11 protein-coding genes are annotated in these 13408 nt (G+C 59.7%); all 11 read right to left on the bottom strand.

All coding sequences use genetic code 11. From position 1 onward, the window contains the following. Nucleotides 1-14: 14 nt before the first annotated feature. The 11 genes from HNQ67_RS10785 to HNQ67_RS10735 all read right to left on the bottom strand — a co-directional run bounded on the left by HNQ67_RS10785 (nucleotide 15) and on the right by HNQ67_RS10735 (nucleotide 13336). Nucleotides 15-1265: a hypothetical protein gene (locus tag HNQ67_RS10785; protein ID WP_183255229.1), complete on the bottom strand. Its 1251-nt coding sequence runs from the start codon at nucleotides 1263-1265 to the stop codon at nucleotides 15-17. Next, nucleotides 1262-3532, bottom strand: a complete 2271-nt coding sequence (locus HNQ67_RS10780) for a GumC family protein (RefSeq protein WP_183255227.1) — start codon at nucleotides 3530-3532, stop codon at nucleotides 1262-1264. Before HNQ67_RS10780 ends, HNQ67_RS10785 begins: the two co-directional genes overlap by 4 nt. 176 nt (nucleotides 3533-3708) lie before the next feature. Further along, entirely contained in the window at nucleotides 3709-4335 is a 627-nt protein-coding gene (locus HNQ67_RS10775; protein ID WP_183255225.1) for a polysaccharide biosynthesis/export family protein, read from the bottom strand. A 298-nt stretch (nucleotides 4336-4633) separates the two neighbouring features. Further along, a complete protein-coding gene (locus tag HNQ67_RS13835) occupies nucleotides 4634-5701 on the bottom strand; it encodes a DUF1972 domain-containing protein (RefSeq protein WP_343054896.1) in 1068 nt (355 codons plus the stop codon). Nucleotides 5702-5720: 19 nt separating this feature from the next. Then, nucleotides 5721-6797: a glycosyltransferase family 4 protein gene (locus tag HNQ67_RS10765; protein WP_183255221.1), complete on the bottom strand. Its 1077-nt coding sequence runs from the start codon at nucleotides 6795-6797 to the stop codon at nucleotides 5721-5723. Beyond that, nucleotides 6794-7480: an acyltransferase gene (locus HNQ67_RS10760; protein WP_183255219.1), complete on the bottom strand. Its 687-nt coding sequence runs from the start codon at nucleotides 7478-7480 to the stop codon at nucleotides 6794-6796. The genes HNQ67_RS10765 and HNQ67_RS10760 overlap by 4 nt, the downstream gene beginning before the upstream one ends. Beyond that, entirely contained in the window at nucleotides 7477-8754 is a 1278-nt protein-coding gene (locus HNQ67_RS10755; RefSeq protein ID WP_183255217.1) for a hypothetical protein, read from the bottom strand. The genes HNQ67_RS10760 and HNQ67_RS10755 overlap by 4 nt, the downstream gene beginning before the upstream one ends. 14 nt (nucleotides 8755-8768) lie before the next feature. Further along, the gene (locus tag HNQ67_RS10750; protein ID WP_183255215.1) at nucleotides 8769-10274 is read right to left on the bottom strand and encodes a capsular polysaccharide export protein, LipB/KpsS family; all 1506 of its coding nucleotides are present in this window, start codon (nucleotides 10272-10274) and stop codon (nucleotides 8769-8771) included. A gap of 148 nt (nucleotides 10275-10422) precedes the next feature. Then, nucleotides 10423-11241 (bottom strand): phytanoyl-CoA dioxygenase family protein, encoded by an 819-nt coding sequence (locus tag HNQ67_RS10745; RefSeq protein WP_183255212.1) that lies wholly within the window; start codon nucleotides 11239-11241, stop codon nucleotides 10423-10425. A gap of 88 nt (nucleotides 11242-11329) precedes the next feature. Then, nucleotides 11330-11914, bottom strand: a complete 585-nt coding sequence (locus HNQ67_RS10740; protein ID WP_183255210.1) for a class I SAM-dependent methyltransferase — start codon at nucleotides 11912-11914, stop codon at nucleotides 11330-11332. 234 nt (nucleotides 11915-12148) lie between these two features. Next, nucleotides 12149-13336 (bottom strand): lipopolysaccharide biosynthesis protein, encoded by a 1188-nt coding sequence (locus HNQ67_RS10735; RefSeq protein ID WP_183255208.1) that lies wholly within the window; start codon nucleotides 13334-13336, stop codon nucleotides 12149-12151. Nucleotides 13337-13408 lie beyond the last annotated feature (72 nt).

The following is a 13408-nucleotide window of genomic DNA, read 5'->3' as shown; positions in this document are numbered from 1 at the left end:
ATTCTAAGTCAGGGCTAGCCCGGGGCCTTGCCGACGGGAACAACTGATACCCGATCAAACCAGACGATCATCGGAGTGCGCCGATCTGCGGGTCGCCCCTCAAGCGCCAGCCATTGGCTGGAGCAACCTTGCGGGACAGAAAACTCCGCCGCGACAGTCTCCCAGCCTCGCTTACCCCTTTCCGGGACGGACAGAGTGGAAAGCAGTGGCTCCTGCCCATCACATCTGATGGTCCAAGACATGCGTCCGACTGCGTCGCCTTCTGCAATCTTGTAGTCGGCCTGGAAGCGGTAGCGGCCGGGTTCCAGCAACGTCAATTGCTTCGCAATCTCAGCAGAATTGTAGCCGTCATAGTCGACAAAGAGAGCGGCATCCCCTCGATCGTCGTCGTCATTGATGATTGACGCGACAGCGCCAGCCTTTTGGATCAGATCCCACTGGAAGGGTGCGGGGATCGTCAGATCATCGAACTCACCATTCGCAACAAAGCGGTTGCCCGGCGGACGGTTCAAACGGTTTCGGACGGCCTTGATCGCGTCGATCTGGCGATGGCTGAGCAAAGCCGCATAAAGTTGGTGAAGTTCGTTGTTCTTGAGCGGTGTACTAGTATCTTCGAGCAACACCGCCAAATTCAATGCAACCCTCAAACCTTTCAAGTCACCGTACAGACTGTTGAGATAATAGAGGCGCCATGGCGCGTCGCCGGCAAGAAGGTTGGCAATGACCGGCAGAGCCCGTGGCGGATCTTCTGTTGCGGCAACCGTAAACAGCTCGAACAATTGCGGCCAGAGGTCCTGGCGGCGTCGGGCTAGAGTGTCGGCGTGGGCAAACGCGGACACGTATTCGCCTCGCCGAAGGCGACGCTCAATCAGCCAGGCATGCGCCGGATCATCACGCAGGCTCCAGTTTCCCGCTAACGTAAGGAGATCGTTCGCCTGATCGGTACGGCCGGCCTGGGCCTCGGAGAGGCCGACAGTCCGCAGAGCGCGAACATCGAATGGTGCGCGCGCCAACGCCTCGCGTGCAAGCGCGGCCGCGTTGTCATTTCGTCCGGCAGCCAGCTCGGACTCGGCCGCGCGGCTGATTGCAAGCGGCGATCCAGGTGCTACCCGGATCGCTATTTCTACCGGTGCCCGCTTCACTAGCGGCTGGATGAGGATCTGCCACGCAAGAAACACAGCTCCGACGGTAAGGGCATGAGGCGCGAGGCTCACGAAATCGAACCGTCTGCCTTGGCTACCGCCACGAACCGCCTTGTTGCTCAAGGTCGCTTACTCTTCTTTGTCGCGCTCACCTCTTCCGGCTGCGCGGCACCGTAGTGATAGTCGTAGGCGTAGTCATAACCGCCGTAGGACGTGCTCTTGGCATTGAACTTGGTAAGGACAACCCCGAGAAGATGGGCGCGACCGACTTGGAGACGACGCAGAGCACCCCGCGCTTGGCCTCGGCGCGTACCGCGCGATTCAACCACGAACACTACGCCGCCCACTACCGCTGCGAGCAGGGGTGAGTCCGCGAAGCCCAATACGGGCGGGCCATCGATCACAACGTGATCGAAGCTTTCACCCGCTTCGCCCAGAAGAACTCTAACCCGGTCCCCGCCCCACAGCTCCGCCGGGTTGGGCGGCAGAGGACCGCAAGGCACGAACGAGAGATTTTCCTGTTTAGTCTCCTGAACGACCGATTTCAGATCCAAGGAGCCGGAAAGCACATTGCTCATGCCGCGTTCATTTTCGACGCCAATGACCCGGTGCATGGACGGGTTGCGAAGATCTCCGTCGATGAGAAGTACGCGTCGTCCGATGCGAGCGAGATTCAACGCCACAGCAAAGGCGGTTGTGGATTTGCCCTCCGCCGGACGGGCGCTTGAGACGAGAATGCTGTCCGGAGCACCGTTTGGGGTCGAAAACTGTAGCGCTGTAATAAGGGAGTAATACGCCTCCGAGAAGGCAGATCTCACATCGGCGAGTGCTGCAGCGGTCGTCTGACCCTTGTCCAGAAGCGGCACTACCCCGAGAACCGGTACGCCCAACTTGCTCTCGGCATCCTCTGGAGTAGCGACGGTTTCGTCCAACGCTTCAAGCACCACAGCGGCCACCACCCCCAACCCCAAGCCGAGAAGCGCCGCTAGCAGCACGTTCAGCATAAGATCCGGCTTTGAGGGCTCCTCCGGAGGGCTGGCCAGGTCCACGATCGAGATGTTGTTGGATGCGACTCCACCCGTGACGCTCACTTCCTTATAGCGCTGAAGGAGCCCTTCATAGAGGGTGCGGGTCGTATCGAGTTCGCGCTGGAGAATATTATACTGAATCGAGCGATCCCGGAGATCGAGGACATCGCCTTTCAACGCGTTGACCTGTGCCAGCAACGAGCGCTCTTGGTTGGCAGCGATCTGGTACTGGCGTTGAATGGAAGTGCGAACGTTGTTCGCGATAGCTTGAATTTGCCTGTCAGCCTCTTCGATCTGAGCGCTTAACCGAACCATCTCCGGATAGTCTGGCTTATAGAGGCCAAGCTTTTGCTGATACTCCGCGTCCAAAAGTGCGCGCTGTTCAGTAAGTCGCTGAATGCTTTGGTTTTGCAGGACTTCCGGCAGAGCCATCAGCGAGGAGCTGCGTGCCGACCGCCAGCGCTCCTCGGCGGCTACGCGCTCCGCACGAACGCTGGCGAGAGAGGCGTTCAGTGCCACGAGGTTGTTAGATGTGAGAGACTGCGATGAACCCGGTGCATCGCTGCCCTCGCTGGGCTCCCCCACATTGATGATCTGCTGATTGACCGCGTAGGCAACGAGTTGACGCTCGGTGTCTTCAAGTCTCAGCTTGGTCTGGGCGATGCGCTCTTCCAGAAATTGCCGCGCGTATTTGGAGCTTTCAAATTTCCGATCGAGATTAGCTTGAATAAAATTCTCGGCGAACCCGTTCGCAATTCTGGCCGCCACTACCGGGTCGGGATTGTCATAGCCCACGGCGACCAGGCGAGAACCGCGCACCGGAGAAACGCTCAGGTTCTCCTGAAGGGCATCAAGCGCAGCGGCGCGCCGCCGCGCCGCCCGTTCCACGGCGGTGCCTTCGGCAGGCGGCGGCTTGATGCCGACAGCTTGGAGAGAAGCGTCAGAGTTCGCGAGCCCAAGGCTCTGGATCACTCGCTCAGTCAGAGAGCGGCTGCGCAAGAGCCCATACTGGGTCTGGAAGAATTCCTCGCCTTGAACCAATCCCTCGTTCGGCAAGACCTCCTCGGTATTGAAGACCCGCGCCGCCTCGCGATCGATCTGCAGCGTTGCTTGCGCCGTATAGACCGGCGTCATCAGGAGCGTGAGGGCTATCCCAATTACGAGAACACCGAAGAAGCAACCGAGGATCAGAAAGCGGTGCTTGAGCGCGATCCGCCAGTATACTGCAAGATCCAGAACGGGCTGATCACCCCGATCGCTTCCCCAATTGGCAGCCGGGGGCTCATATGAGGTCTCGCGTGAAGCGCCAAGGGTTGTTCCTCGACCCGAGTTCCGATCCTCAACAAAATTGTCGCCCAGCATCTATGGCATCCGTCACGCTCGCGGCAAAAGCCGCATGAAAACCCTCTGGGCAGATATCGCAAAGCCCATCTCTACGCACATAAAATCGGTCTCGAACCTGTTGTGGTCTGGTTACCGGCGAATGAACGAACTCGTCCCCTCGGCGGCTGGATCAGTGGTTCGACAATCGCCAGTGCTCAATATGGCCTGAAGACCGAAAGAGCAGGCAAGGCACCAACGACGTCTCGCAAGATCGAGTTGAACCTCGAGGTATCGACCACGATGATGTCGTCGCCCAGAACTGCGGGATCCGCTGCCCGGCCTTGTCGGATAGCGGCGAGGTCGAACAGTGCTACAGAGCGCTGGCCCTCGATCGTCCTGAACACAGCCACCTTGGTCAAATCTGCGACGGCGTTAGGCCCTTCGGCCATCGCGATGGCCTGCAGCAATGAGGTCGAACCCCGCATCACATAAACACCAGGCTTGGAGACCGCCCCATCAACGGTGATCTTCTGATTGGCTGCCTCAACCACCGTTACGGTGACTTGGGGATTACGCAGGTATTGCCGCGCCAGGCGCTGGGCAATGTCAGCCGCGGCTTCCGCGGCGGTCCGATCCGCGACTGTAACCGACCCGATCAACGGCAGTTGGATGTTGCCGGACGAATCCACCACCATTTCCTTGAAGGACAGGTCCTCCACCTGAAACACGACCACGTTGATCTTGTCGCTAACGCCAATGCGATATTCCCCTTGGGTCGAGCTAGAGGTCTGGATCGACTGCAGATCCACCGTGCGAGCGGCCGTGACCTCGGCCAGGTCCATTCGCGGCCCTCCACAGCCGGAGAGCGCAGCGACCGCCAGGATAAGCAGGAGAGAAGGAGCGCGCATCATAGGTAGCAATACCTCGGAAAAATCGGGCCGCCGAAGGGCCGGGCGACAAGGAGGGCGCAATGGTTGAACTTTTCCGGCGGGTTGCCGGATCGGGTGACTTGTCGAGCACTACACGGGAGAGGTCAACATCGCCGACTATATTCCCTGCAGAGGCCGGCTTGGAAGGTACGGGCGTGGGTTTGCGGGAGCCGCCTTAGCGATGGTTCGCGGCCTCACCCGTCCGGCTCGCCTAGGTTCTTAGCAGATCAAAATACGACCGACCAACGATCTCCCAAGTATAGTGATCCGAGGCGATGCGCTTCATGATCGCTCCGCTTCCGAACCTCGAATCCGCGGCAGCCTGCGCAGTGAGGTTTTTTAGATCCGCGCCGTCGCGGAAATACAGGGCCTGATCGTGCGTTGTTCGACGATTGAACACGCAATCGAAAGCTGCGATCGGTTTGCCGAAATGCATCATCTCCACAAGCGAAGGGTTTGTGCCACCCGCTGAATGTCCATGGACATAGAGTGTGGCGCCTTCACGGATCGTCCTGAGCCGAGCAACGTCATAGATCGGATCGAGAAGATGCAGTGAATTTCCCCCTTCATAGCGCGCCTTGAGATCGCGTCCATATTCGCTGCGGGCCCAGTTACCGATAAACACCAGTGGAAGCGCAGGATTGTGCGAGAAGGCCTCGAGAATCGTATGCACATTGTTTTCGGGTTCGATGCGGCACAATGCCAGCGCGTATCGGGACGGCAGGCCGGCGTGGGGAGCGCCATTGACGGAGAGGGCGTGATCTCCGCCGTAGGTGATCAACGCACTGTCCACACTGTAGGTCTCCCGCACGTAGTCAACGATGGCGCTGTTGTCGGCGACGACGTGATGAGACCAGCGTACCGCAAGCCGTTCCGACAGCCGGAGGACGATCTTCGCAAGCCCCTGCCATTTGTCGCGGCGCCACTCGATGCCGTCGATATTCGTCACGATCTTGGCCCGGGAAAACAGCCGGACGAACGGCAGGGCGATCGCTCCCGAAACCCCGAGAAGCAAAATTGCGTCAACGCCGTGCTTCAAAGCGGACGCCATGGACACGGCGTCGTACAGGATGCTGGAGGCGTTGTTGGCGTCCAGCTCGAGATAGCGGAGTTCGGCGCCTCGATAGGAGGCTGGCCGTTCCTTGAAATGTCGTGCGCTGCAATAGACGACCAATTCAACGGGACAGCTAAGGCCCTCATTGTAGCGGACAAGGTGCTCGACCAAGGTTTCGAAGCCGCTGTAGGCAGCCGGCACGCCGAGGGTGCCGACGATCGCCACGCGGAGCTTTTTGCTTCTCTCAGCCACGAACGGCCTCGATCACGCTGAGAATGCCGCGGCGAAAATCTTCACGGCCGAATTGTGCGGCCCTGGCGCGGGCCGCCGCAGACATCTCGAGGCAGCGCGCCTCATCGTCCGCAAGTTGGCCAACGGCGGCCGCGAGCGCCGCTCCATTCCTGCTGTCGATCAAGAGGCCTTCCTTTCCATCTGTAACCAGTTCGGCCGGCCCTCCGACGGGCGGGGCGATCACCGGAATCCCGAAAGCCATCGCCTCGAGCAATGTGAGGCCAAAGGTTTCAACGCACAGGTCGGGTCGCGACAAGTTCAGCACGAGACTGGCCTGAGCATATTGATGTTCCGGGTTGTCGGTGGGCGGAAGCAGGGTCAAGTTTGATGGCTCGACCTGCTCCAAGCTGCCTCCATCGCTAACGACCAGGTTGAACCGAATATCCTTCCGATTCGAGAAGTGCCGCGCCAAAGAAAGCAGCTCAGAAATGCCTTTGTAGGAGCGCGCGTACGACAGCATCAGGACCGTGAATACGCCGCCTGTTCGATGCCGGTAGACGTGGTCCCGCGAGGGTTCAGCCAACGCGACGTCGATCGAATTGTAGACAGTTACAGCCTTCTCCGGCGCGATCGGCAGCAGAGTTCGATGCGCGTCGGACACATAGATCAATCGCGTCGCGGTGTACCGGGCGATTGCAACGAGGAAGCGCTGAAGGGCGGGTGGCGAGAGGGACATCTCGTGTATGTGATAGATGACTGGCCGGTTCGTCAGGCGGCCAAATAACCCGGCGCCAAACGGCAGCAGCGTGTTGACGTAGACGACCGCGTCCCTGGGGATGCCCGGACTGCACAGCAGGGACCAGAGCAGGTGAACCTGACTGGCGCAGAAGGTCAGCATGGTCAGGAGGCGATTGGGGGTCCTACGGTACCAGAATTTGCGCGTGTCGACCTCGACCGCTGCGAGGATACCGTCGCCATCGGACCCGATGTAGAGCCGCTTCTGTTCGTCGAAACCCAGGTCCTCGATGACCGATTTTAATACGCGTGGGCTGCCGCTCCGGTCGTTGAGCAGGTGGGCGAAAATGATCATCGAAGGTTTTTTATCTTCCTTGCCGGTACCCCCGCCAGCAAGGAGCCGGCCTCATAATCGCCAGCCAGCACGACGGCCCCCGCTGCGACGATTGAGTGATCGCCGATATTGGCGCCGTCGAGAATGGTCGCCTTGGCACCGATCCAACAGTTCCGACCGACACGGATTCCCCGGTGACTCACGCCCTGCAGACGGATGGGCAGATCCGCGTCCTCGAAATTATGGTTTTCCGAATGCATGCTGACGAGATTTCCCAAGATCGTGTCGCTGCCGATCGAGATACCACCCGCGCAACCGAGGAAGCTCGAAGAACCGATGCCGACATTGTCGCCTGCGGTGAAGCCGGCCCCCAAGGTCTTGAGTGACCCCGTGCATTCGATCGAGGCACCGCGGCCTAGAGAAAACCCCCGCCCCACCACAACGCCGTTTCGTGAGAGGGCATCGACGTAGCAATCCGCATTGAAGTTGGCGAAGCCGGAGATACGAATTTTGTCTGTGCATTTCAGACGCGCACCCTTGCCGATGAAGACCGTGGGGAAGGCGCCGAACCGGAGAATACCGCGCAGTCTGGCGAGCAGCTTCGCGGTCGCAAAAGCCAGCAGATAACCGGACGGAATGGCGGGGTCGATGTCGAATCGCTCTCCACGAAACCGGCTCGCAAGCAATGAGATGAGTCGGTTCATCGCACTGCCCGGCCAGACACTCGGGTGGCCGGAATGGGTCCGGCGGTCTCTCCGGTGATCCGGGTTCGGTCCTGTGCGACGTGCGCCGGCTGCCAGCGTGGTTCATGCGCCGCCTTGCCCAGCAACGCGCAGGCGATCCCAAGGAACGTCAGGTGACTCCATTCGGTCATTCCTTGAAGCGTGACGGCGGTGCCCAAAACAAAGAGCAGAATCCAAGTCCCACCGGTCAAAAGGGCGGGCACGCCTCCTCGGACGAGGTGAGCTCTCGTGAGTAGGACCCCGATGCTGACCAGGACCCAAGTAAGACCGACTGCGCCGAACTTCACCAAATAGGTCCAATAACTGTTGTGCAGGTGGGGAATCGTCGGGTTACCGGCGAAATCCACGATGCCGATAGGCAGAGGGACGCGAGCCCCCAGACCAAAACCGAACAGCCAGCGACGCCACCCGCCATCGCTCAGGTAGTTGGTCGCGGCGGTCTCTTCCATCGCCCGCCAGCCGAGCGACAGGTCGCCGGGACCCACGCCCGCCTGCACGCGTTGCTGCACTACGTCGAGCTGCCACAACTGCGGCAGTACGACCGCAGCTGCCACAGCTGCTGTGATAACCATCGCCATGCCGCGGGCGCTCAGCAACCAGTGCCGCGCATTAATCAGCAGTATGACCACACCGAACGTCCCCACCAGAAGAATGCCGGTCCGCGACAGCGAGAGCAGGAGCGCCAGAACGCACAGCCCGATCCGGAATGCGCTGACCCGGAAGTCCGCTCCACTTCGGCTACGGATGTACTCCGCGACAATCAGGTAGGGGAGCCACCCGTGAGCGAACGGGACGTAAACGCCGCGCCACTCATATGAGCCTGCGCCGGCGAGATAGGCAGCGACAGCGCCCAAAATTGTCCAGACTGAAATGACCATTGCCAACGCAGACAGGCCGGCGAAAAGAGGCCTTTCCCAGTCCTTCCCTAGGGCGCGGGGGATCACCACCAAGCCGAACAGAAACGACGCGATCGCGCCGCAGTCCCGGAACAGATCACGGAATGCGGGCTTGGCTAGAAGAGTGGTCAACAGAACCAGAGCGGCGAAAACGGCCCAGCCGAGCAGCACCGGACCCGATAAGGGGGGAGCGTTCTTGCGCGTGAGCAACTGGGTGCCGTATCCGGCGATGAAGACGCCGAAGGCAATGATGTAGCCGAAGTAGGCGGGTTCAAATATCCGGGTTGATGCGGCCATCGCGAGATAGAGCGCCACAAGCGGCAACGCGCGTTTGGTCAATCGGATCGCACTGCTCATTGAGCTGACGCAGCGTGATTGGTGTTCATGAGAGACTTCTGCGTACTCAACCGCCTGGCAATGATGTCAGCGAGATTAACGAGGGCTTCAGTATCGCCAAGAGAGCCGGTGAAACTGAAGCTGCCCGCATCGGTGAACTCAACGTAGGCCGTCATAGCGCTCAAGATGTCATCCGGATCGACGGCCTCATAATTCATCGCCCAATCGATCGCGCCTCGCAGATCGCCATAGTGGGTGATCATTCGCACATTCGGGAAATAGCCGTAAAGAACGTCTCCCAGACAGACGACGGGTTTGTTCAGGGCCGCAGCCTCGAACCCGAGCGTGCTGGTAACGCAAATGACGCCAATAGCCTGCCGCGCCAGTCGCTTGGCATTGGCTCCGGGCCCGATCAGTTCCACATTCGGCAGGGCGTCGAGCTGGCGATAGAATTCCAGAGGCTGCAGCGCCACCGCCGAGGGGTGTTCCTTCACCACCAGTTTGACGTGGGCCGGAAGACGGAAGGCGATGGCCTTGATCACTGTCAATTCGTCGATGAAATCTGGGGCCAGGACCGAGGTGCTCGCTTCCGGATGGAAATGCAGGGGATAGAGGAAATAGGACCCTCCTGACGGCCCTTCCCGATACAGTTTCGAGACCTGTTTAACCCGCAGCCTGCGCCGCCAGGAGCGCCGGAAGAGCGACCAGGAAATGACCAGGGGATCGCCAAACTGGTAGTTGAGCAACAGTTCGTCACGATGTTTGCGCCGATAGGCAAGAATGCGCTGAATGTGCCGGAGCTTTCCGAGATTGGCGTATTTGCTCCAGAGACCTGTGCGGGCGAGAATCTCACCATCTCCGCCGGCGCGCATATAGTCTGGCACCTGCTCTTCGACCGTCCGGATGTAGTGTGCCGCGATGGCGCGTGCTTCGACGCCTCCGCCTTCGCGCTTCACCCTGTCCCATATGCGGGCCACGGTGACGTGATCCCGCAGAGCGCCGGTGGGGCTGATCTCCACGCGCCCGGCGACGCGGGCCGGAGCAAGGCTGAAGAAGGGGACGTTCCGCGCCTTCGCAATCTCGTTGGCGGCCAGCGCGAAACTGTTGCTGGCTTGCTCGTAGAGGACGGCGACGGGCGCGACGGCGTCGAAGATGTCGGTGAAGAACCGTTCCAGCAAAACCGGAATCTGAGCGTAGGAGAGACGGTTGCTTTTTGCCAACGGCACCGGGATGTCGATCGTTAGCAGGCGGTCGAAATCAGACAGCATCAGATCCCAGCGCAGGTCGTTCCGGGCCAGATCCTCCGAGGTGGGCGGGGTCTGCGTAGCGCAGAAATCCGTGAAGTACCAAGCGTCCGCCAGGGCCTCTCCCTTTGCGTAGAGAATATCCGACAAGTGCGAATCTAGTGCGAACGCGACGTTGAAGCCCAGACCGATCAGGTGCGGTCGCAGCTCTTCAAAAAATGTGCGGCTGTAGGCTGCCGAATTGGCCAGGCAGAGGATGGTGGGACGTGGCGACGCCATCAGTTTTCAATGTGCTCGCAGCAGCCCGCATGAACCCGAACCATATTTTGTATCGTCCCTAGTCTCGAAGCGGAGGAAGAGAGCCTCGCCACTAACTTGCCGGTCGCAACTATGCGAGGAAAATTCCGCGCCTTGGCGTCCTCAGTCCTCAGCCGCGCCGACGGCGGAGATGAAGCAGGGAGTCCGCGCCGCAGGCTGCGACGGGTGCAGGGCGGTCGATCAATGTCCGAGAACAGAAGACAGAAGGCATGATTGAATAGCGGACCTGAACCAGCAGTCGCTTGCCCGCCTTCGGCAGCTGTCCTTTGTGGACGCCGAATGTGTCTTCCATGAAGGCGTCTCCTGGCCGCCCACGCATTGTCAGCATCCGTTCCGCGCCAAAGGCCTCCTCCACTTCCGCATCGGTCAGTCGGCGGCGATCGAGGACCCGCGGCTCGACATGCGAGCCGGAGACGAAGCGGTGCGGGCCGTCGTCGTCTCCCACATCCGTCAGGTACAGGAAGAATTTCAGAAAGCGGATGCTGTCATTGTCACGGTGAAAATTTTCCGCTTCCTCGGGCTCGGTGTTGCCGCTCAGGGACCACCAGGCCTGGACGCTATCGACGTAGGGCCGGCTCCCGAAGTAGCGCGCCGCCATGCGGAGAAGGCTGGGATCAAACGCGATGTCATGGAGAGCGCGCAAGGTGGGTGCCGCTGGAATATCCGCGACGTGGGTGTTGGGTGGCGCATCCTCGACCATGAACGCGCCGCGCTCCGGCTTCCATGGGTCCTCACACTCGAAGGTCTCAAGCAGATTGCGCAGGGACGTTGCGCCCGCCGGGGCCAGATAACCCGGAAAATGGGTGACGCCGTCGCGGCGCAGTTCGCGGTCCGCTTCGGTCTCATCGGGACATGCGAGCGGGCGGCCGAGCGCGACCAGCCGCGCCAGGTGCGCACGGTGCTCCGGGTGCCGGATCCGCTCCTGCAAACGGTGGAAAGCTCGTATCCAGTAACGCGGCGGAACGCCCCGCCTTCCGACTGGCAGTTGCTCGGTGGAGATAGGATGTCCGCGCATGTCAGCCCGCAATCGAAAAGATGATGCCTACGTTGGACACCCGATCAACCAGTCCTTCAGCCGAGTGGGATACCCGCCTCGGTGCGTCATGCTCAAAATATACGCGGTCAAGTTGGTTGGCGAACAGGGTCCGGAAGTCGGCCGTCGAATTGAGCCGTCGTCCGATTTTGTCGAACTCCTGAAGTTCGTAGCCCAACAACTGCATTTCGTCCTCCGGCCCCATGTTCGAATACTCGACGCCGATCGCGATGAGACCGGCCGGCCTCGTGACCCGCACCATTTCCTCAGCCGCGCGCGTCGGGTTGGTGCTGTAGCTTATGGTCCAGCCGCAAATCACAGCGTCAAAATGATCGTTCGGAAAGGGAATGTCGTGCATGTCTCCGAGCACGATCTTGGAGCTGTAGCTGATCAGATCGAGTCCAATCACATTCTCGCGCTTGAAACCCAAGCCGACGAGTGAAAGGAGGTCGTTCTCGTTGCGCGGTCCGATGATGAGGATTCGCGCATTGCGATCGAGCGTCTCGATTACAGATAGTGGATAAATCAGCAAGTTCATCCGGTTGTTGACGCCATAGATCGACTTCATGTTGTGCATAATGTTCGCCTTGACGACATCTGCACTTTCTAAGGTCTTTAATTTTCTCAGAACATTGATCCGAATCCATGCGCGCGCATAAACGACATAATGTCTGATTGTCGGCTCTATCAGCAAGTTTATCCGCGAGAGTGACTTTACAAACTTGACAATCATGGGCTTGTTTTCGATTTCCTATTTGGAATGACTTCGCAATTTTACGGCGCTTCCATACAACTTGTATGGTTAGATTGAATTTCTCTGAAGATAAAACCGAAACAGGCCTAGTCGGGCCGAAGCAATACCAAGCCCAGTGATCAACTGCGAAACCACAGCGCCGGTCATACCGAACATGGCGACAAGGACGATGCCTAAGAGCAGCGATAGTCCGAGAAGGGCAAGGGACATTCGCATCAAGGCCCTGTCCCTGTGAGCCCCATAAAGCGCAAGATGGACCGGTTGGGTCGCCATTTGAGCGATTTGGCCAGTAAGCAGGAACAGCAGAATCCATATCTGGGGCAAATACTCCAGGTGTGCGGTCAGGACCGACAGCCCAATCGAGCCGCCCAGGATTCCGACGCTGGTGAACAGGCTGACCGCGACAGCCCGCTTGACCACGCGCATTAGGATGGCGAAGCGCTCGGAGCGAACCTGACCGAAAACGCCCAGCAAATTGGGGAGCCATAGATTGAGTACCGCAGCCTGGACGAAGGCGGGCAAGGTGTTTGCAAGGTTCTGGAAGAAAGCGAAGATGCCGACCGCTTCGGGGCCCAGGAAGCTCTGGATGACAAAACGCTCCATGTTGCCCTGAAGGACCGAGGCGCTCGCCGTGATGTGATAGTTTCGGGCGACATTCAGGCCATGGAGCATATAGTTTGGTCTGATCCGGTGGGGCCTCCAGACTGCGCTACGCAGTACCCAGACACCTAGCAGGAGACTTAGAAATGCGGCGATCGCCCAACACAACAGAATCCACTGCAAAGGGCTAGCCAGCCCGACGAACAGCAGGGCGACAGGCATCCAAACGGCTTGGCGGACAAACCCCACGGCGATCGACATGACCGGGTTACGCGCCATGACTATAAAGCGCGTAAGATCCTGGACAATCGTGCCTGTCGCAATGACCACCATGAACGCCGCAAGTTCGAGCGCTGAAAGTCCGATATTAAGGGCCCAGGTCGCAGCGCCCGATCCGATCATAGCTAGGGGCACCGACAACAGCAGGAGCCGGCGGTGACCGGCCAGGCTGCGCCCAAGGCTCTCTTCACTTGGACGGCGGGCGTATCGTCGCGTAGTGAAGGTATGGAACTCGAACCCAGCCAAGTAGATGGCTACGACCTCGATCGACACCAGTAGTCCGTATTTGCCAAGGAGCGCGGGACCGCTCCACAACAAGACCGCGAACATGAAGCAGAGGCGGATTCCCAGACCCATCCCATGCAGCATCGCCGAGGGCAGTCCGGGCCATTTCCAGAGTGCGACGATCGTCAGACGCAGATTTGGAGA

This window comes from Brevundimonas basaltis (assembly GCF_014202075.1).
Taxonomy (GTDB): Bacteria; Pseudomonadota; Alphaproteobacteria; order Caulobacterales; family Caulobacteraceae; genus Brevundimonas; species Brevundimonas basaltis.
Note: the sequence above shows the minus strand (reverse complement) of the source record. Positions and strands in the feature narration are given on the sequence as shown.

Excerpts from the sequence above, each read along its gene's own strand:
- HNQ67_RS10775 (WP_183255225.1), bottom strand. The coding sequence starts at position 4,335 with ATGGACCTGGCCGAGGTCACGGCCGCTCGCACGGTGGATCTGCAGTCG.
- HNQ67_RS10760 (WP_183255219.1), bottom strand. The coding sequence starts at position 7,480 with ATGAACCGACTCATCTCATTGCTTGCGAGCCGGTTTCGTGGAGAGCGA.
- HNQ67_RS10750 (WP_183255215.1), bottom strand. The coding sequence starts at position 10,274 with ATGGCGTCGCCACGTCCCACCATCCTCTGCCTGGCCAATTCGGCAGCC.
- HNQ67_RS10735 (WP_183255208.1), bottom strand. The coding sequence starts at position 13,336 with ATGGGTCTGGGAATCCGCCTCTGCTTCATGTTCGCGGTCTTGTTGTGG.
- HNQ67_RS10740 (WP_183255210.1), bottom strand. The coding sequence starts at position 11,914 with ATGAAGTCGATCTATGGCGTCAACAACCGGATGAACTTGCTGATTTAT.
- HNQ67_RS10780 (WP_183255227.1), bottom strand. The coding sequence starts at position 3,532 with ATGCTGGGCGACAATTTTGTTGAGGATCGGAACTCGGGTCGAGGAACA.
- HNQ67_RS10765 (WP_183255221.1), bottom strand. The coding sequence starts at position 6,797 with ATGATCATTTTCGCCCACCTGCTCAACGACCGGAGCGGCAGCCCACGC.